Annotated in this window: 16 protein-coding genes; 10 read left to right on the top strand and 6 right to left on the bottom strand. The window is 39.5% G+C overall.

What is annotated here, in order from left to right:
• The first annotated feature begins 24 nt into the window (after positions 1 to 24).
• From EGS71_RS09675 to EGS71_RS09685, 3 genes are all read left to right on the top strand, one after another.
• A complete protein-coding gene (locus tag EGS71_RS09675; RefSeq protein ID WP_000045373.1) occupies positions 25 to 1,896 on the top strand; it encodes a TonB-dependent receptor plug domain-containing protein in 1,872 nt (623 codons plus the stop codon).
• Between the two features lie 96 nt (positions 1,897 to 1,992).
• Positions 1,993 to 2,571: a cob(I)yrinic acid a,c-diamide adenosyltransferase gene (locus tag EGS71_RS09680; RefSeq protein WP_000509981.1), complete on the top strand. Its 579-nt coding sequence runs from the start codon at positions 1,993 to 1,995 to the stop codon at positions 2,569 to 2,571.
• Positions 2,572 to 2,643: 72 nt separating this feature from the next.
• A complete protein-coding gene (locus EGS71_RS09685; protein WP_001220098.1) occupies positions 2,644 to 3,363 on the top strand; it encodes a glycerophosphodiester phosphodiesterase in 720 nt (239 codons plus the stop codon).
• 22 nt (positions 3,364 to 3,385) lie between these two features.
• Here EGS71_RS09685 and EGS71_RS09690 read toward each other — a convergent pair whose 3' ends face one another.
• A complete protein-coding gene (locus EGS71_RS09690) occupies positions 3,386 to 3,916 on the bottom strand; it encodes an META domain-containing protein (RefSeq protein WP_000701693.1) in 531 nt (176 codons plus the stop codon).
• Positions 3,917 to 4,124: 208 nt separating this feature from the next.
• Here EGS71_RS09690 and EGS71_RS09695 point away from each other — a divergent pair, with 208 nt between their 5' ends.
• Both EGS71_RS09695 and EGS71_RS09700 read left to right on the top strand, forming a co-directional pair.
• Positions 4,125 to 5,297, top strand: a complete 1,173-nt coding sequence (locus EGS71_RS09695) for an acyl-CoA desaturase (protein ID WP_000199593.1) — start codon at positions 4,125 to 4,127, stop codon at positions 5,295 to 5,297.
• Between the two features lie 113 nt (positions 5,298 to 5,410).
• The gene (locus tag EGS71_RS09700) at positions 5,411 to 6,853 is read left to right on the top strand and encodes a protein adenylyltransferase SelO (protein WP_001160204.1); all 1,443 of its coding nucleotides are present in this window, start codon (positions 5,411 to 5,413) and stop codon (positions 6,851 to 6,853) included.
• 63 nt (positions 6,854 to 6,916) lie between these two features.
• Here EGS71_RS09700 and EGS71_RS09705 read toward each other — a convergent pair whose 3' ends face one another.
• Together EGS71_RS09705 and baeS are read right to left on the bottom strand one after the other, a co-directional pair.
• A complete protein-coding gene (locus EGS71_RS09705; RefSeq protein WP_000680577.1) occupies positions 6,917 to 7,603 on the bottom strand; it encodes a response regulator in 687 nt (228 codons plus the stop codon).
• Between the two features lie 19 nt (positions 7,604 to 7,622).
• The gene (gene baeS / locus EGS71_RS09710; RefSeq protein ID WP_031946322.1) at positions 7,623 to 9,281 is read right to left on the bottom strand and encodes a sensor histidine kinase efflux regulator BaeS; all 1,659 of its coding nucleotides are present in this window, start codon (positions 9,279 to 9,281) and stop codon (positions 7,623 to 7,625) included.
• Between the two features lie 131 nt (positions 9,282 to 9,412).
• Between baeS and EGS71_RS09715 the strand changes: the two genes are divergently transcribed.
• From EGS71_RS09715 to EGS71_RS09730, 4 genes are all read left to right on the top strand, one after another.
• The gene (locus tag EGS71_RS09715; protein WP_000784265.1) at positions 9,413 to 9,793 is read left to right on the top strand and encodes a hypothetical protein; all 381 of its coding nucleotides are present in this window, start codon (positions 9,413 to 9,415) and stop codon (positions 9,791 to 9,793) included.
• A 289-nt stretch (positions 9,794 to 10,082) separates the two neighbouring features.
• A complete protein-coding gene (locus tag EGS71_RS09720) occupies positions 10,083 to 11,885 on the top strand; it encodes an acyl-CoA dehydrogenase C-terminal domain-containing protein (protein ID WP_001136744.1) in 1,803 nt (600 codons plus the stop codon).
• 167 nt (positions 11,886 to 12,052) lie between these two features.
• Complete coding sequence (locus EGS71_RS09725; protein ID WP_001123422.1) at positions 12,053 to 13,834, top strand: acyl-CoA dehydrogenase C-terminal domain-containing protein; 1,782 nt, start codon at positions 12,053 to 12,055, stop codon at positions 13,832 to 13,834.
• A gap of 118 nt (positions 13,835 to 13,952) precedes the next feature.
• On the top strand, positions 13,953 to 14,435 hold the full coding sequence (locus tag EGS71_RS09730) for a phosphate-starvation-inducible protein PsiE (RefSeq protein WP_001113293.1): 483 nt from the start codon (positions 13,953 to 13,955) through the stop codon (positions 14,433 to 14,435).
• Positions 14,436 to 14,472: 37 nt separating this feature from the next.
• Here EGS71_RS09730 and EGS71_RS09735 read toward each other — a convergent pair whose 3' ends face one another.
• Complete coding sequence (locus EGS71_RS09735) at positions 14,473 to 14,853, bottom strand: RcnB family protein (RefSeq protein WP_000743011.1); 381 nt, start codon at positions 14,851 to 14,853, stop codon at positions 14,473 to 14,475.
• Between the two features lie 164 nt (positions 14,854 to 15,017).
• On the opposite strand from EGS71_RS09735, the gene EGS71_RS09740 reads away from it, so the two are divergent.
• Positions 15,018 to 15,464, top strand: a complete 447-nt coding sequence (locus EGS71_RS09740) for a hypothetical protein (protein ID WP_001290059.1) — start codon at positions 15,018 to 15,020, stop codon at positions 15,462 to 15,464.
• 314 nt (positions 15,465 to 15,778) lie between these two features.
• Here the strand turns inward: EGS71_RS09740 and EGS71_RS09745 are convergent, their stop codons facing one another.
• Together EGS71_RS09745 and znuD are read right to left on the bottom strand one after the other, a co-directional pair.
• Positions 15,779 to 17,242 (bottom strand): phospholipase D family protein, encoded by a 1,464-nt coding sequence (locus tag EGS71_RS09745; RefSeq protein ID WP_001218071.1) that lies wholly within the window; start codon positions 17,240 to 17,242, stop codon positions 15,779 to 15,781.
• Between the two features lie 75 nt (positions 17,243 to 17,317).
• Positions 17,318 to 19,375: a zinc piracy TonB-dependent receptor ZnuD gene (gene znuD, locus EGS71_RS09750; protein WP_000899871.1), complete on the bottom strand. Its 2,058-nt coding sequence runs from the start codon at positions 19,373 to 19,375 to the stop codon at positions 17,318 to 17,320.
• Positions 19,376 to 19,417 lie beyond the last annotated feature (42 nt).

The raw sequence follows: 19,417 nt of genomic DNA on the forward strand, positions 1-19,417 counted from the left end.
TGGGGTGAATGTATGGAGCATGTTATGTCTAAATCTTTTCAACCTACTCGTCTGGTAGGGGCTATCGCTATTGCGATGGGGTGTTCACCTGTTATTTTTGCTGAAGATGCAACAGATGCAACTCAGCTTGACCCAATTGTTATCACTGCTTCAAAAAGTGCTGAAAAAGCAAGTGAAGTTCCAGCGCGTATTTCTGTAATTTCTAAAGAAGAAATTGAAAAAAATCCTGTTTTAAATTTATCTGATGTATTACAAAAAGATGCATCTATTTATATAAAACAATCTGGTGGCGTTGGTCAGCTCACAGACCTATCTTTACGCGGTGGACAAACGGGCTCAACATTATTATTAAAAAATGGCGCTCGCTTAAATACTCAAAATGGCTTAGGCCCTGTTTCACCTGAATTTATTAACCTATCAGATGTAGACCAAATCGAAATTTTAAAAGGCCCAGCATCTGTTCAATATGGTTCAGATGCTATTAGTGGCGTAGTACAATTAATTTCCAATAATCCAACAAAATCTGGAGCAAGTTTAACAGGTGTGTATGGTGAAAACCGTACTTATAAAACACTTGTAAATGCCGATTATGTAGATGACAGTGGTTTTTATGCAAGTATCGGTGGTCAACGGATGGAAACTGATGGTACTAGTATTATCAATATACAAGATAGAAGTGAAAAAGCAGCATTTGACCAAAAAGGATATAATGCAAAAATTGGTTATAGTAATGATGTAATTAACACAAGCTTAGCAATTGACCAAAATCAAGGTACGAATAACTATACTACGAACTATTCAACGAACAATGCAAAACGTAATTTTGAAAATCGTCTAGTAAATTGGCTGGCTAGTTATAAGGCTTCTTCTGATTTAGTCTTAAATGCACGTTATTCTCACTATCTTGATAAAATCGAACAAATAATTTATCAAAGCCACTTTAATACAACCTCTGATGAAGGGGACATAAATGCCAAATGGAATTTTGTACCAAATCAGAATATTTTAGCGGGTGTTACATACAATCGATCAAAATATGATGCTAGCTCATCTCCTGAAGCTGTAAGAGATATCAGCTCTACAGGTTATTATTTACAACATCAATATAACGATAATGGTATTCATACTCAGGTTGGTGTCCGAGTTGAAGATAATGATTGGTTTGGTACACATACAGTTGGACAAGCTGCAATTCGTTATCAAATCTCTCCTCTAACAAGTATCTACACTAACATTGGTACTGCATTCAAAGCACCAACCCTTGAACATCTATATGGCTCTTATGGCTATGATTTTTATAGTAACCCTGATCTAAAACCTGAAGAAAGCAAGTCATATGAAATTGGTATAGATCAGAAATTTAATTATGGTATTTCTGCCTATCTTTCTGGCTACTATACAGATGTTAAAAATTTAATTAGTTATGGTGCTATAAATGGTAGAACAACATATATCAACTTAAATAAAGCTGATATGAAAGGTGGTGAAATAGGTCTAAAGTGGTCTAAGGATAATATCTTTGTTAATGCTGAATACGCTTATGTAGAAGCTAGAGATAAAGATAAAGACATAGATGTCCCTTATCGTCCCCGTCAAACATATACTTTAACTGCAGGCTATGATGATGGTATTTATGGGGTGAATGCTTCTCTAGTCTCTCGCTCTAAAGCAAACGCACAAAATATTGAAAACTCAGTTAAAGTTCCAGGCTATGCAACTGTTGATTTAAATGCTTTTTGGAATATGAATCCAAATATAAAGTTATTTACGAACATCCAGAATATTGGTGATGTACGTTATAACACTGCATATAATGCTCAATCTTCATTCTCTCCGGAATACTGGTATATCAACGGTGGCCGCCAAGCTTCTGTTGGTGTAACTTTCCGTTATTAATTTCTCAATCTGATTATAAAAATATTTTCTTAACTCCAGTTTCGGGGTAATGTTCTGACCGACATTATCCCCTTTTTTATGTTCAGGATATCTATCATGGGACACCGTTTAAGCAAAATCTATACACGCACAGGCGATTCAGGTACCACAGGTTTAGGCGATGGCTCTCGTGTTGCTAAAGATGATCTAAGAATTGCGGCACTTGGTGATGTTGATGAACTAAACGCCATTATTGGGGTACTTCGTGCTCAAATCACAGATAGCCAAGTGGCTAATAAAGCTGATTGGGACAAAAGCTTGAGTCTGATTCAACACTGGCTTTTTGACTTAGGCGGCGAAGTTTGTATTCCAAATTACAATTTGCTTCAGCCCGTTTGTATTGAATTTCTTGAAAAAGAAATTGACCGTATGAATGAAGATTTGCCTATGCTAAAAGAATTTATTCTGCCATCTGGTTCTTTATCTTGCAGTTATGCCCATCAAGCCCGTGCCGTTTGTCGTCGTGCAGAGCGATCACTCATGTCAGTACAAACTCGCGATCAAAATATTCAAGCCACTGCCCTTCAACTTTTAAATCGTCTATCTGACTGGTTATTTGTCGCATCGCGTGCTTTACAGCGTGCTGAAGGTGGACAAGAAGTCCTTTGGCAAAAAAATATTAATGAGATGATTTAAAAATAGATTAAGTTAAGAATGATCTCTACTTTTAAAGAGATCATTATCAAAAAGAACGGACAATAGAAATCTATGCGCATTATTGGTCATCGTGGTGCACGCCAAGAAGCTCCTGAAAATACATTAGGCGGTTTTCAGCACATTAAAAATTTAGGTATTCGTGGTGTCGAATTTGATATTCGTCAGCTGCAAGATCAAGAGTTGGTCGTTATTCATGATGATAATTTTTTGCGCACGGCAGGTGCCGACCAAATTGTAGAGCAATCAACATTGGCTCAAGCATTATCATTTGATCATCGTCAAAATTGGCCTAACTGGCCAACCTCTGAACCAACCCCTACTCTTACAGGCGTTTTAAATTTACTTGATAACTTTGATCATATTGAAGTTGAAGTTAAAGCTGTAAGAGATATGGCATTAGCAGAAAAGTTAATTCAAAAGCTTGAGACTGAGTTACAAGGTTTCGAGAAAGTCGTGACCATCACAAGTTTTGATCTTCAAATTCTAACCGCTTTACGTGATATCAACTCTCAATTTAAACGCGGATTATTAGTTGAACTTCCGGTTGGAGCAACGGCGATTGAACTTGCTCATCAATATGGGTGCTGTCATATTGGCTGGCATGATCAACTTGCAACAGATGAAATGATTCAATTGTCGCATCAAGCTGGTCTGAACATTAGTGTCTGGACAGTGAACGATGTAGAAAGAGCAAAAAGACTACGGGATTTAGATATTCAGGGCTTAATTACAGATATTCCAACCACAATGCTTGAAACTCTTCAAATATAAAAAAGGTGGTACTGACCACCTTTTATTTTTTCTCGGCCTGAATCAAACGCTGACCGCTTTGATCAAGTAGATATAAGGTATTACCTACTAACTGGAAGCGTTTAATACGTTGTAAAGAATCGACCAATTCTGCTTCTTGAGCCAACGCGCCATCACAACTCGAATGACCTGCGTTAACTTCCATATCAAGTTTCTTTTGGCTGAAATCAAAAGTGTATCGCCCAAAAACACGATTACATCCTGTATGACCAGTTACTGTTTTGACTGTAGAGTTCAATGAAAGAGTCGGCCACTGGTTAAAGAATTTTGCCTTATGACCATTTATCTGGGTAATTTGCCAATCTATATCTTGAACACCATCTGGACTCACTTTCTTTTTCACAACTGGCGTTTGTACACGATGTGTTGGTTTTACTTGGCCTTTGTGATTATTTGGTTGCGGCGTGCTTTGACATGCTGCCAATACAAGGCTGATTGCGATGAAAAGACATTTCAATGGCAATTTCCTTGCAATATCAATGCTATTCTTTTTTCTCAATCGCTGTATTTTCATTACACAACTTCTCCTATCTGAAATGTTGTCAGGCATGGTTTAATTCTGTTACGGTTCTTTCAATACATCTGTACAATAATGCTAGTGATTCTCACTAAGCACGTGCTAATATGATGTGCAAAATAGCAATATATCTTGAAGATTGGTTTTGCTATGTCGATTTGTCTTTTTACCTTGTATGACAAGGTTTCTAGGAGCGCTGCCGGATATGACTTCCGCCCCACTCAAGGCCCCAATTAACTGGACCGCTAGCATTACCTTAATTGGTTTACCAATTCTTGCTGCAATCATAATCCCGATTTATGCGTATTATTATGATTTTAGTGTAAGCGCATGGGTAAGCTTATTTTTTCTTTTAGCTTTAAGTAGCATGGGGATTACTGCTGGTTACCATCGTCTTTGGGCACACCGTGCTTATGAAGCGTCGTTACCACTTAAAATTCTTTTAATGATTGGCGGCACATTTGCTGTACAAAACAGTATTCTGTTTTGGGCATCTGGTCACCGTACCCATCACCGTCATGTCGACGATGTAGATGAAGATCCATATTCAATTGAACGTGGCTTTTGGTATGCCCATATGGGCTGGATGATCCGCGATCATTCTCCATCTGAACCAGATTTTAAAAATGCACCAGACTTACTCAATGACAAACTGGTGATGTTCCAACATAAATACTACGCCTTGATGGTCGTAGCAGTTCACGTTGGTATTTTAGGTTTGGTTGGCTGGGCAACTGGCGATTTATGGGGTGTTGTACTTCTTGGTGGTCTATTACGTTTAATCATTAGTCATCAAGTTACATTCTTCATCAACTCACTTTGCCACATGTTCGGTAAACGTCCTTATACCGATGAAAACTCAGCACGTGATAACTTCTGGTTAGCGATTGCAACTTGGGGCGAGGGTTACCACAACTATCACCATATTTTTCAGTACGACTATCGTAATGGTGTGAAATGGTGGCAATATGATCCAACAAAATGGCTAATCTGGACATGCTCTAAGATTGGTTTAGCAAAGAACCTACGTCGTATTCCAAGCTTTAATATTAAAAAAGCAGAATTGGCAATGAAGTTTAAATATGCTGAACAAGACTTGGCTATTTATGGTCATGATGTAAATGCCGACATTAGTCAAATGAAGCAACGTATTGCTCAAGAGTATGAAGCATTTACGCATACTTTAAATGACTGGGCGAAACTCAAAGAACAAGAGTTACAAGCAAAGAAAGCAGCAATGGCTGAAAAGATTCACAAAATGGATCATAAGTTAAAAGTTGATTTCCAATTGCTTGAACATCGTTTGAGTCATCACCGTGAGTGTTTAGAAACTTTAATGCGTAACATTAAAAAGAACACAAACGTCGTACCAGACTAATACGTCTTTATCCCGAAATAGCACCTGTAGAGCCATACTTTGCAGGTGCTATTTTTTTGGCTTGTTTTTAACTATGGTATAGTGAATTTTGCCTCAAATATTTAGTCCAGCCTATGCAATTTAATCCGCTTTATTCATCGCTCAATCCTAAGCTTTTTCATATCCAGCAACCTTCTCCGCTTCGTGGTGCAAAGGCTGGACACTTTAATTTAGCTTTAGCCGAAGAGTTACAATGGACAGATGAAGAAAAACAGGCTTGGGTAGAAATTTGCAGTGGTCAGCGTACCTTCTCGGAATTCCCGCCTTTGGCTATGGTGTATGCAGGCCATCAGTTTGGACAATGGGCCGGTCAACTAGGCGACGGACGTGGCTTACTCATTGCGCAGATTCTTAATAAAAAAGGCCAAACCATAGATTTACATTTAAAAGGTGCAGGCCCTACGCCCTATTCGCGTATGGGAGATGGGCGAGCAGTTTTACGCTCTGTTATTCGTGAATATTTAGCAGGACATGCTTTAAATGCTTTAGGGGTGGCTTCTAGTCACGCAGTAGGTTTTACAAGCTCCACTCAAGGTGTACAGCGTGAAAAGCTAGAACCTGGCGCAATGTTACTTAGAACATCTGAATGTCATATTCGTTTAGGCCATTTTGAATGGATCAATCAATATGCACCTGATCTATTGGCCGAGTTCACTCAAAAATGTATTGAATGGCACTATCCAGAATGCCAACAAGAAGAGCAACCTATTTTAGCTTTTGCTAAAGCTGTGATTAGAAATACAGCCATTATGATCGCCAAATGGCAGTTGGTCGGTTTTGCTCATGGTGTGATGAATACCGATAACTTAAATATTACGGGTTCTACACTCGATTTTGGTCCATACGGTTTTATGGAACGTTTCCGACCAAATTGGATTAACAACCATTCCGATTACCAAGGGCGTTACACCTATCAAAACCAACCGAGTATTGCGCACTGGAACTTATGGACTTGGTTAAATAATCTTATTCCACTTGCCGAACCTGAGCATAAAGAGCAGTTCAAAGAAGCGCTGGCCGCTTGCCTAGAAGAATTTGAGCCGACTTTTATTGAGCATTACACCACTGGGTTATGTCAAAAAATGGGGCTTCCTCATTTTCATAAAGACAGTACTGAATGCGGCTTAAGCTTTTTGCGTATTCTGCAAGCGGAGCAGCTCGATTACACCCAAAGCTTCATTCGCCTTCAAAATAAAGAATACAAAGCTTTACGTGATGACTGCCTTGATATTCGACAATTTGATGCATTCCTTACGCAGTATCAAAACATCCGTGAATATCAAGATATTGATGAGCTTGATGCAAACATGCAGCAGGTAAATCCAATTTATATCTTACGTAACCATATGGCACAGAGAGCTATTGAGGCAGCGGAGCGAGATGATTTTAGTGAGGTTGATCGCTTATTCAAGCTACTCAACCATCCCTATACAAGACAACCAGATTTGGAAAAACCGGAAGATTTAGGTCCGTTACCAAGCGATGTACCTGATGTCGCGGTGAGCTGTTCTTCTTAATTTTTTATCCACATTTTCTGTGGATAACATTGTGGTTATCCACAGCATAACTTTTCTAAGCAATTATTCTTCTGGATATTCGAAGCGGTAACCTACTCCATAAACAGCTTGAATCCACTCATGACGGTTACCAGTTTCGGCCACTTCCGTGATTTTTCGACGCAAGTTTTTAATATGGCTATCAATAACTCGGTCGGCAACATCAAAGCTATCCGGATTAATATGATCTAATAATTGTGCACGTGAATAAACTTGCCCCACATGTTCTAAAAATAACTCAAGTAGGCGAAATTCTGTTGGCGTTAAACTTAAAGATTTTTGTTGATACCAAATTCTTTGCTGTGCTTTATCAATACGGAAAGAATCATTTTGCTCTGGCTCAGCCTTACGTTCTAAACGGCGTAAAACGGCCTGCACACGAGCAACCAGTTCTTTTGGACTAAAAGGTTTGCACACATAATCATCTGCCCCCATGTTTAGACCCAAGACACGATCAATTTCTTCGGTACGTGCCGTCACCATAATAATCGGTAAATCTGACTGTTCACGTACCTTACGGCAAATCGTTAAACCATCCATTCTTGGAACCATTAAGTCCAGAATCATTAAATTAGGTTTACGTTGTTGAAAGCTCGTGTAAGCATCCTGACCATCATGAAACATGCTTACTTCGAATCCAGCAGCCTCAAGATAATCACGCACCAGATGCGCTAACTCGACTTCATCCTCAACCAACATAATATGTTTCATGGGCCATTTTTCCTTTTATTTAACTCTGCTTTTTAAAGGTCAGTACACAACGTAAACCACCTAATGGTGAGTGTTCAAAACTGAGTGTACCACCAAGCGCCTGCGCAATTTTACAAGATAAAGCTAAGCCTAGTCCTGTTCCACCTGTACTACGCGTACGCGAATCATCGACACGATAAAAACGTTCACCTAAACGTGATAATTGCTCATCACTTAAACCAAATGGACTGTCATCAACATATAAAGTCCACTCCTGAGGCGTTTGACTTGTATGAATATGAATCTTTCCACCTGTTTCGGTATAGCGAATACTATTACCAATCAAATTAACAATAATTTGTTTAAATCGATCGCGGTCTAACAATAAAGTAGCACCTTCACCTTCCACCTCAATTTCTAACCCTGCTTGTTCGAGTTTAGGTCTGAAATTTTCGACTTCTTGCAGTATAACTTCCCAAGGATTAACCGAACTCAAATAACATTTAAGTTGTTGAGCATCAGCCTGAGCCAAGTCTGCCAAATCTTGTGTCAATTTCTTTAAACTCAAAACTTGTCGCATCATGGCATCAAGATGTTCAGGTGTTGCCTTTCGGATACCGTCTTGCATCGCTTCAATCTGCGCTTGCAAAACAGCCAATGGAGTTTTCAATTCATGAGAGGTATCTGCAACCCATTGACGTCGTGATTCTTCATGCTGATGTAAAATTTCAGCTAAATGATTTAATTGAGTAGATAAATCACCTAACTCATCATTTCGTTTAATCACAACTTGGTGTTGATAATTACCTTTTGTTAACTCATTTGTTGCATTTAATAGACGCTGAATTGGCTTTTTAAAATAAGTTGCCATTAAAAGTGCTGCAACTAAACTCGACAGTAATGTTAAGGCATAAATTAAAAGTAAATAGCGCTTTTGATTACTGAAGAAATTAATACTTAATGCATCTTCTTTATCTAAAACTGGTTTTAGACCTAAATAACCTACGACCTGACTATTGACCATAATCGGGCGATAAGACATCTGATCCGAAGACGGCGGTTCACCCACTACGAACTGGTGTTTGGCATCATATAAAGATAAACGAGAACTTAAGCCCAGCCGGTCTGGTAAAGCAATAAAACGCTTCTTACCATTTTGCGTCTCAATGTCTTTGAGGCTTCCTTTTTTTGATTTGTTTTTATCATCGCTTGGACGAAACTGGTTTGCACTTAGCGGGAATCTTAAACCTTCAAATGGTTGATATTCCGAAGGTAAGTTTTGCTCAAGTGTACGTAGTTCTTCATCACTAAAAATAGAGTTTTTATTTACCGTTCCCGCATCTGGAGAAATATTAATGAGAGTGTGTTCATCGAAAGAATGCTGCTGAATGGCAATATCATATTGGCGCCGTAACCACCACTGGGAAAGACGGTCATAATCATCTGGTGCTGCCGTTCCTTCAATTTGTAAGATTTGCGCCTGAATCGCATTCCCCCAATCATGATAAACGGTATATACATTTCCCAGATTAGTAATAAGCCGATCTAGCTTTTGCATTTCAACATCGGCTACATATTTGGCAAAGTTCTTTTGCATCGTCCAGTGCAGAACACTCAAACTCGCAGTTGCAATTAACAGTGTGGTAAGCAAAACCGTTAAAAATAACCGCAAGGCTATGGGAACACGTAGAACGTTCAAAAGCACTCTCTCATTTTTACTCTATATTTTGCATTGTAACCAACAACGAAAAGAAAAACTCTCCATTGTTTCTTCATCTTTATTATCTAATCTTTAAGTCATCTTAAAACAAACATTAAAGGGTTTTAACCATGAAAATGACGGCTAAAATTGCATTATTCAGTGCAGCAATTGTAACTATGGGTAGTTTGGCTGCTTGTCAATCAACAACTCAACCACCTAAGCCAGAACATGGCATGATGCAAGATGGCCCACGTGATGGTCACCACCATCGTATGAAACACCGTGAATTTACGCCTGAACAAAAAGCAGCATGGGAACAACACCGTGCAGAGCGTAAAGCTCGTTTTGAGCAAATTCAAAAAGCATGTGAAGGTAAAGCTGTTGGACAAACTGTCAATGTTCAAGTTGGAGATAAAACACTTGAAGGTACATGTAACCTCCGCTTTGAGCCAAAACGTCCTCAACCACTAGTCAATGCACCTGCTCCAGTAGCATCTCAAGCAAAATAATTCTAAAAATAATAAAACAAAAGGCGCCAGAAGGCGCCTTTTGTTTATACATAACTATTTACGATTTTGACTATTTGTCTCATCTAAACTTCATCAAAAGTGTTTACACTCAAAGCACTTACATAGTTCAAGTATTTTTTTCTTGACTTTGCAGTCACAAAGTAAAGGCCCCGAGGTGCTTGTACAGTTATGCAAGTTGTTGCACGATGTAATAGTTCAAGGTGCCTTATGGCACATTATCGTAGATTAGGATTATAACTCTGGTTTCACCAGTATTGAGGAACCCGATATGCCACAATACAAAGCGCCCTTACGTGATATGCAATTCGTTTTGCATGAATTATTAAATGCTGAAGAACACTATGCAAAATTACCTGACTTTCAAGGTAACGTAAGCCGTGAATTGGTTGATCAATATTTAGAAGCTGCGGCAGACTTCTGTGAAAATGAACTTTCTCCTTTAAACCAAGTTGGCGACCGTGAAGGTTGTACTTGGAATGATGGTGTTGTAACTACACCAACAGGCTTTAAAGAAGCTTATCAAAAATACATCGAACTTGGCTTCCCGTCTTTATCAGCAGAAGAACAATACGGTGGTCAAGGCTTACCTAACTCTTTAGGTATCGCAATTTCAGAAATGGTAGGTAGCTCTAACTGGGCATGGGGTATGTACCCTGGTTTGTCTCACGGTGCAGTACGTACATTAGAACATCACGGTTCTGAAGAGCAAAAAAATACTTACTTACCAAACCTTGTTTCAGGTGTTTGGACAGGTACGATGTGTTTAACTGAATCTCATGCAGGTTCAGACTTAGGTATTATCCGTACTAAAGCAGAACCAAATGCAGATGGTAGCTATGCAATCTCTGGCGAGAAAATCTTTATCTCTGCTGGTGAACACGACATGGCTGAAAACATTATCCATATCGTTCTTGCTCGTCTACCAGGCGCACCAAAAGGAACTAAAGGGATTTCGTTATTCATCGTTCCTAAGTTCAATGTCAATGCAGACGGAACTCTAGGCGAACGTAATGCCGTACGTTGTGGTTCAATCGAACACAAAATGGGTATTCACGGTAACGCGACTTGTGTCATTAACTTTGACCAAGCAAAAGGTTATTTAATTGGCCCTGAAAACCGTGGTTTGAACTGTATGTTCACCTTCATGAACACAGCACGTATTGGTACTGCGGTTCAAGGTTTATCTGCATCTGAGTCTTCTTTCCAAGGTGCTTTAACTTACGCGAAAGAACGTTTAGCTATGCGTTCACTTTCTGGTCCTAAAGCTCCAGAAAAAGAAGCAGATCCAATTATCGTTCACCCTGCCGTTCGTAACATGCTTTTAACTCAAAAAGCATTTGCTGAAGGTGGTCGTGCACTTGTGTACTTACTTGCTCAATATGCAGATATCGTTGAAAAAGGCGAAACTGAAGAAGAGCGTAAGTTTGCTGACAACATCTTGTCTTTATTGACTCCAATTGCAAAAGCATTCTTAACTGAAACAGGTTCTGAATCTGCTAAGCACGGTGTTCAAGTGTTCGGTGGTCATGGCTTCATTTCTGAGCATGGCATGGAGCAAATCGTACGTGATACACGTATTGCTTGTTTGTATGAAGGTACAACTGAAATTCAAGCACTTGATTTGTTAGGCCGTAAAGTTTTACAAACTCAAGGTGCAATGCTTCGTGATTTCACTAAGATTGTTCACAAGTTTGTAGAAGCAAATAAAGACAATGCTGCCATGAAAGAATTTGTTGAGCCACTTGCTGCGCTGAACAAAGAATGGGGCGACCTCACTATGCAAATCGGTATGCGTGCAATGCAAAATCCGGATGAAGTGGGTGCAGCGGCTGTAGATTACCTCTACTTCTCTGGTTACGTTACTTTAGCTTATCTATGGGCTCGTATGGCGCTTGTAGCACAAGAGAAATTAGCTGCGGGTACAACCGATGTTGATTTCTACAATGCGAAAGTAACTACTGCTCGCTTCTACTTCAAGAAAATTTTACCGCGTGTACGCTCTCATGTAGATGTTATCGCAGGTGGTTTAGATCCATTGATGGCATTAGATGCTGAACATTTCGCTTTCTAATCATAGTTAGTTGCGATATGCAATGTTAAAAACCAAAAAAGGACTGCTCAGTTTTGACGGTCCTTTTTTTATAAAATCAATGATAAATTTAGATTTTAAATTCAATATCCATTTCGTTTTACAGGATATCTAGCACAGGCCGATGTGCACAAAAAAGGTGAACGATTATGCCAATTTACAATGCTCCTTTAGCTGATATGAAATTCATCTTAAATGATGTATTTAAAGCAGAACAATTTTGGCAGGCTAATGAGAAACTCGCTCATGTAGATGCTGCAACAGCTGAAGCAATTTTAGAAGAAATGGCTAAATTTGCTCAGAACGTGACTCATCCATTAAACCGTACTGGTGATGAAGAAGGCGCTCGCTACGAAAACGGCGAAGTCTTTACTCCTGCTGGCTTTAAAGATGCATTTCGTCAATATGCAGAAGGTGGTTGGATTGGCTTAGGTGCAGATGAAGAATGGGGCGGTCAAGGCATGCCAAAAATGCTTACCGTTCTTGCGGATGAAATGTTATTCGCGACTAACCCATCTTTCATGCTTTACCCGCTTCTTTCAGTGGGTGCAGGTATGGCTTTAAGCAGCTACGCATCTCAAGAGCAAAAAGAAACGTATTTACCTAAGATTTATTCAGGTGAATGGTCAGGTACCATGTGTTTGACTGAACCACATGCCGGTACTGACTTAGGTATTATCAAAACTAAAGCCGAGCGCAATGAAGATGGTACATATAACATTACAGGTACTAAAATCTTCATCACTGGCGGTGACAACGATTTAGCAGAAAACATCATTCACTTGGTACTTGCTAAAACTCCAGATGCTCCTGCTGGTTCACGTGGTATCTCGCTATTTATTGTACCGAAATACCTTGTAAATGAAGACGGTTCTTTAGGTGACCGTAACCATGTTGGTCCAGGCTCTATTGAACATAAGATGGGTATTAAAGCATCTGCAACTTGTGTGATGAACTTTGACGGTGCGAAAGGTTACCTCGTTGGTAAAGAAAACGAAGGCCTTGCTGCCATGTTCGTTATGATGAACTACGAACGTTTATCAATGGGTATTCAAGGTTTAGGTGCTTCTGAATTTGCTTATCAAAATGCTGCTCAATACGCGACTGACCGTTTACAAGGTCGTAGTGCAGCTGGTGTTCAGTCACCAAGCAAACCCGCTGATAGCATTTTAGTCCACGGCGATGTACGTCGTATGTTGTTAAATGTACGTGCAAACAACGAAGCTTCCCGTGCCTTTGCAGTTTATGTAGGTCAGCAGCTCGATATCACTAAATTCTCAACTGATGCAGAAGCCGTGAAAAAAGCCAATGATCGTGTTGCGCTTTTAACCCCAATTGCAAAAGCTTACCTCACAGATACAGCCTTCCAAGCGACATTAGATGCTCAAATGGTATTTGGTGGTCACGGTTATATTCGTGAATGGGGTATGGAGCAATGTATCCGTGATCTTCGTATTGCTCAAATCTACGAAGGAACTAACGGCGTTCAATCTCAAGATTTAATTGGCCGTAAGACCATTAAATGTGGCGGTGCATTCATTGCTGAATACATCACTGAAATTCGTGACTTTGCAAATGACCTAGACACTGATTTGAACTTCATTAAAGATGCAACTTTAGATGCTGCAACTGAAATCGAAGCAATCACTCAGTTTATTATTGAGCAAGCTGCAGAGAACGTAGAGTTCCCGAACTCTGCTGCTGTTGATTACTTACATGCAGTGGGTCTACTCAGCTTCTCTTATATGTTTGCAAAAATTGCTGCCGCTGCTAAAGATAAGTCTGGTGATTTCTACCAAAACAAACTTGCATTGGCTCAATACTTTGTTGAACGTATCTTGCCGGATATTGATGCACGTATTGCTAAAATCAAAGCTGGTTCAGACTTAATTATGGGCTTTAGTGAAGATTACTTTACAAACCAAGCATAATTAAATTTTTTATAAAAGCGCCTGAAAAATCAGGCGTTTTTTATTTTGAATTTACTATTTCCATTGGCACAAAATTTGTTTAATTTCTAAACATTCTCATATCAAAAAAGATTTTACTATGCCTGATCCCAAAAAGTTTGAAAGAACCCTTGATCGGTTTGGACATTATGCTGTTGAGGCTTTTCATTATTTAGCCTTATTTATTATAGGCTGTATGATTGCTTGGTCTGCTGCTCATACCGTTTTTGAAATTCTGACCGTCAAAAAATATGCATCAATCGATGACATCTTATTGTTATTTATTTACCTAGAACTTGGGGCAATGGTTGGAATTTACTTTAAAACCAATCATATGCCTGTACGTTTTCTTATTTATGTCGCCATTACAGCCCTAACACGTTTACTTATTTCTGATATCCAACATGACCATAAAGCCGACCTTGATCAAGTCATTATTACTGGCTCAATTCTTATTTTAGCTCTCTCTATTTTAGTTGTCCGTTTTGCTTCTTGGCACTACCCATCTGTTATGAAAGAAAAACATTCAAAAACACCTACTTCTTTAAAAACACCCCAACCGCAAGATGACGAGTTGGCATAAAAAAATGGCCCTAAGCGGGCCATTTTTTATTTTACGTTTAACGAACTCGATAAATGTGATGTTTCGAGTCAACCAATAAGTATTGGTTAGGAGTCTTCACCCAGTGGTATCCACGTGGTGGTGCATATAAGCGATGTGCACGCCAGTCTGAGACATAATAACGGCTATTACGGTATTCCACAGGAATACGATCACCACGCTTAAAGGCTACATATCGGCCATAATGGTTGCCACGCTCAGAGTGTGACCAAGGAGCTCTATGATCATTGCGGTGGTCATAACGATAATCATGACGCTGTTCATAGCGATTATGTTCTTTACCGTGATAGTTATCCCAACGATGATTTGAATCGGCCATCGCAGTTGCCGACATACCCAACATTAATGTTGAAAGTACGAGAACAATAGGCTTTTTCATGGAGTATTCCTTTTTATCTTGATCTGAAGCTAGATTAAGAGAGAGTCAAGGAGAAACCATGAATAAAATGGCTTTGATTGATATTGTTTGTAATGACTATAAAGAAAATATGAAGAATCTGTATCTGTGCTACCATTAGCATTTTTCAAGCTAGGTCAATTGCTGTGTCTGAAATCAGTTTTGAACGTCTTCATCAATTTTTCTGCAAAGTTCCAAGTGTACAAGAAGCCCGTATCATGGCTCATGGAGCAGATGGCGAACACGCTTGGTGGTTTAAGTTCAGTATTGATGTAGAACACCCTCTCGCATGGCAAACCGTTCAAGAACTCGGGCATGTTTTAAATTACCTGTCGACGAATGAGCGTTTACCTACTTTATTCTTTCCTGTATCTCCACCACCTTACATGAATGGTGAAGCAAAAGATTTTTTATCATGGGTTATTCAGTGTAATCACCCTGAGTTTTCTCCAGATGTGGTTTGTGATTGGCTTGAAGCGCGTTTGCCGAATCCTGTAGATGATGAGTCGCAGTGGAAAATTAAGACGGATTTGAGTGAAATAGAAAAGTTAGATGATAAAGCGTTGGATCAGTTGATTCCGCCAGCGCCTTAAAATATTCAAAGTTTTATTTTCTATTTTTAATTAGCACGACGGGGTCTTACCACTTTAATTTCTATTTGTAGTAGCTAATTCGTTACTTTGGTTTCGCCCAAAGTAACCAAAAGCATTTGTCATCCACAAAACCTGAGGTACGGATAGCAAAGATTAATAACCTTTGCCGTACCGCAAGGCGAAAGCTATGCTTGTGTTTGAACTACGCACTTTGTTTGTCTTTCGCTCGAAGCAAACGATGTTTGCTTTCCCTCGCTCAGGTTGTGGATGACTCTAGGCACAAGCCATTTTTTTGGAAAACTTCAAGATAGTAATTAAAAAGTCGATAAACCTGACCATTCCATAAAACGATAAATCCAATACTTCACTTTAGACTCATCGGCATACTTCGCATAGTCCACGCTCATCTGTCTACCTTGTAGGTTTGACCAAGAGGTATTGAAGTAATTCTGAGCGTCTTTAAAGACTTGATCTTGAACTTTACCAATAACCAACATATCCGTTTCAAGGTTATAATTTTTTAAATTACGGGCCGTAAAATTGGCAGATCCTACAATCAACTCAGCTTGTTGAGCATTATATTTTAAGATCATTTTGCTATGGTTCTGTTCGCCATGAGTATCACACCAACGAATTGGAATGCCAGCAGCATGTAACTCTGAAGCCACCTGACGGTTTGGAATACCATTCTTTTGTCTACCAAACGCATCTTTATTTGGATCGAGTAAAACACGAACAATAACGCCACGTTCTTGGGCACTTTTTAGAGCTTTAATAATCTTACGTTCAGACAAATAGAACATACTTAAATCAAGATGTTCTTTAGGTTTAGCCATATTAATTAATTTTAATACAGCTTCATAGATTGCCCCTTCAGTTAGCACTTGAACTTGAGGCTTGCTAACGTCTTTTTCAAAATCGCCTAAAATAAGTGATGGTGAACTACTTCCTGACATTTGCGCAACTGCAGCTTCGGTTTGGAGTACATCAGTAGCTGTGGCTCCATTTACCATCAATGCCACATTAGAATGGCGCGAACTACCATCATGCGGGTTTGCTGAGGTCACCAATGACTTCCAACCCGCATCGGTATCAACGACAACAGTTTTACGATGGTTTGCTTTAAAGTTAAATAAGTTCAAATAACTACGTAGCGTAATTTTTTCATCGCCAAATGGGTTGGGTAACCAGCCTTTCTCTGGATTATTGCCAATATTTTGGCAACAGATGTACCAAAACCCTGACCAGAATGGGTTAGAAGCACGTAAAGGTGCCAGATTCGTTTCGATGACATCAACACCAGCTTGGCGTAATTGACGGTAGTGTTCAGGGCTTAGTCCACCATATACCGAATTAATCGGGTCGGTAATCATAACAACCTGAATTTGAGGGTTTTGTCTTTTTTTACTCACTAATGCATCAGTGAGCTCTTGCATCAATGGTCGTTGCTTTAGTTTTGAATCGCCTACTTCTGAATTAAATAAGAACATATCCACCACAATTGTGGTTTTTGCCTCATCAATCATTTTCAAGATTTCATCAAAGATGTGCTGATCAACCTGTTGTTGCCCATTCGCATCAATATACGTTTTATCGGCTAAAAATTTAACATCGGCATGTCTGAGCTTGCCACTAAAGTTAATTCCTTGCGGCAATGGTTTCACTGTGTGATAAATTGCCGATGCAAGATATGCAATAGCAACAACGCAAAGTATGACCGCCATATAACGACGTCCTGACCAATTTAACTTTTGATGAATTCGCTGAAAAATACGCATAAAAAAGACCTAACTTGATAGTTTCAAATTAGGTCTTTTGGCTTGATTTTTCAAGTTTAGTTTCGTGTTGAAGCCTTAGAAACTAAAATCTACACCGACGGTAAAGTTACGTCCAACTTGCGGGATATTTGATAAGAAAGACGCATGTTGATAAACCGTGTCATCTAACAAGTTATTCGCTTTCATATAAACACGGTAATCTGTTTTTGCACCATATTGTCCAGAGTATGCTACCCCTAAATTGAGCATGTTGTAGCCTTCTGTTTCGGTTTCATAAGCCGCAATCTTATCTTGATTAAAGACATGATAGTACTCAGCAGAACCACTAAAACCATCACCAAAATCTGCATCAACTTTAGTACCTAAACGCCCAGCCGGAATACGGGGAGCATTGCCCTCGGCATCAATCTTACCGCGCACGTAATCGCCAAAAGCACTGATCTTGTACATTGGTGTAATTTGATAACCAATTTCACCCTCAGCACCATAGAAACGTGCTTTATCTTGAGTGTATTGAACTAAACGGAAGTCTTTATAACGGTCAAGGGTTTGCGCATAGATGTAGTCATCAAACCAGTTATGGTAAACATGAAGATGATAATCAAGTTTGTCATTATCAAAATGCAGACCTAACTCAACATTATTTGATTTTTCCTTACTGAGTTGATCATTTCCTAACTCATAAGTATTGGTCGCAAAATGGGCACCATTTGCATATAACTCTTGAGCAAGAGGCAGACGCTCTTGGTGTGATGCTACAAATGAAAGCTTATAATTTGGCGCAAACTCCCAGTTGGCAGCACCTGCATAGGAAAAAGCAGAACCGTCAAAATCTTGTTTAGAGTTATCATCTACATCGATTTCTTGCTGATCTGCACGAGCAGAAAGTTCAAAATGAACATCTTTCCATTGTTTATGTTCTAAAGCAAAAACACTCCACTTTTTGGTAGTGGTCGGTGCCATAAATGCTTCTTCACCAGTTAAATTTAGTTTTTGTTGGCCTAACTGGGTACCAATTACCCCTTCCCAATCAGCAATAGGGTTATGGACTAACTCAATACGCCCATCATAACCTTTGTTTTGGAATCGAGTCGCGATTGTCCCTTCTTCAATTTCATCATGCTGATAATCTGTATAGCTCGCTTGGGCACGTAACTTTTGGAAGCCTGCAAATGGATCATTTAACTCGGTTTTAAAATCATAACGCTCAGACTTTAAGTCAATCCATGGACCGCCATGTTCATGCTCGTGGTCATGAGCTTCTTCATCACTATGCCCTTCATGGTCATGGTCTCCACAATGTAAACTTAGATCATGAATATGACAGGTCTCATATTCATGGCTATGCCCCGGTAAACCATACTGGTCTCGACGGTTACTATACGAAATACCCGTATAACCTCGATCATAAATCCAAGACAACCCCACATTCACTGAATCACCTTGTGCAAAGGTATTGTCTACACGGCGCTCTTTTTCACCTTCATGAATATAGTTTGGTGCAATATAGTTATTCGCATCACGTGTTAACCCCTCAACACGTAATGCAACTTGGCTTCCCAACCCTACAGTTACCCCAGCACTCGCCAGCTTTTCATCACTTCCAGTGTTGTAACGTAAGCCAACTTGTCCTTCATAACCATTTTCAGGCATTTGTGTAGGGATCTTGTTATCAATAACGTTGACTAAACCACCAACAGTTCCCGCACCAAACAATAAAGTAGAGGGACCACGAATCACTTCAACTTGTTTTGCGAGAACTGGATCTACTGTTACAGCATGATCAGGAGACAAAGTTGAGACATCCACATTTTCAGATGAATTTTGAAGAACTTTAACACGTGGTCCATCTTGGCCACGAATCACCGGACGACTTGAACCAGCCCCAAACTGATTCGCATAAATCCCCACCTCACTATTGAGCGCATCCCCAATAGTGGCGGCCCCTTCAGTCAAATGCTTTTGGTCAACTACAGTATCAGCGACTGCAAAATCTTTTGAAGTTTGCTCAAGGGGGTGCGCCTTGATGCGGATAGTTTCTAACTTCTCAACATTTTCATTTTCTGCTGCAAATACAGGTATAGATATGGCAGCCAAAATGGATAAGGTCAAAATATTTTTATAGAACAACATGAGGTGAGTCTCTAATCGTACGCCTTTTGTTTTGTTATATTA

It is taken from the genome of Acinetobacter sp. FDAARGOS_559, assembly GCF_003940475.1.
Classification (GTDB): Bacteria; Pseudomonadota; Gammaproteobacteria; order Pseudomonadales; family Moraxellaceae; genus Acinetobacter; species Acinetobacter baumannii.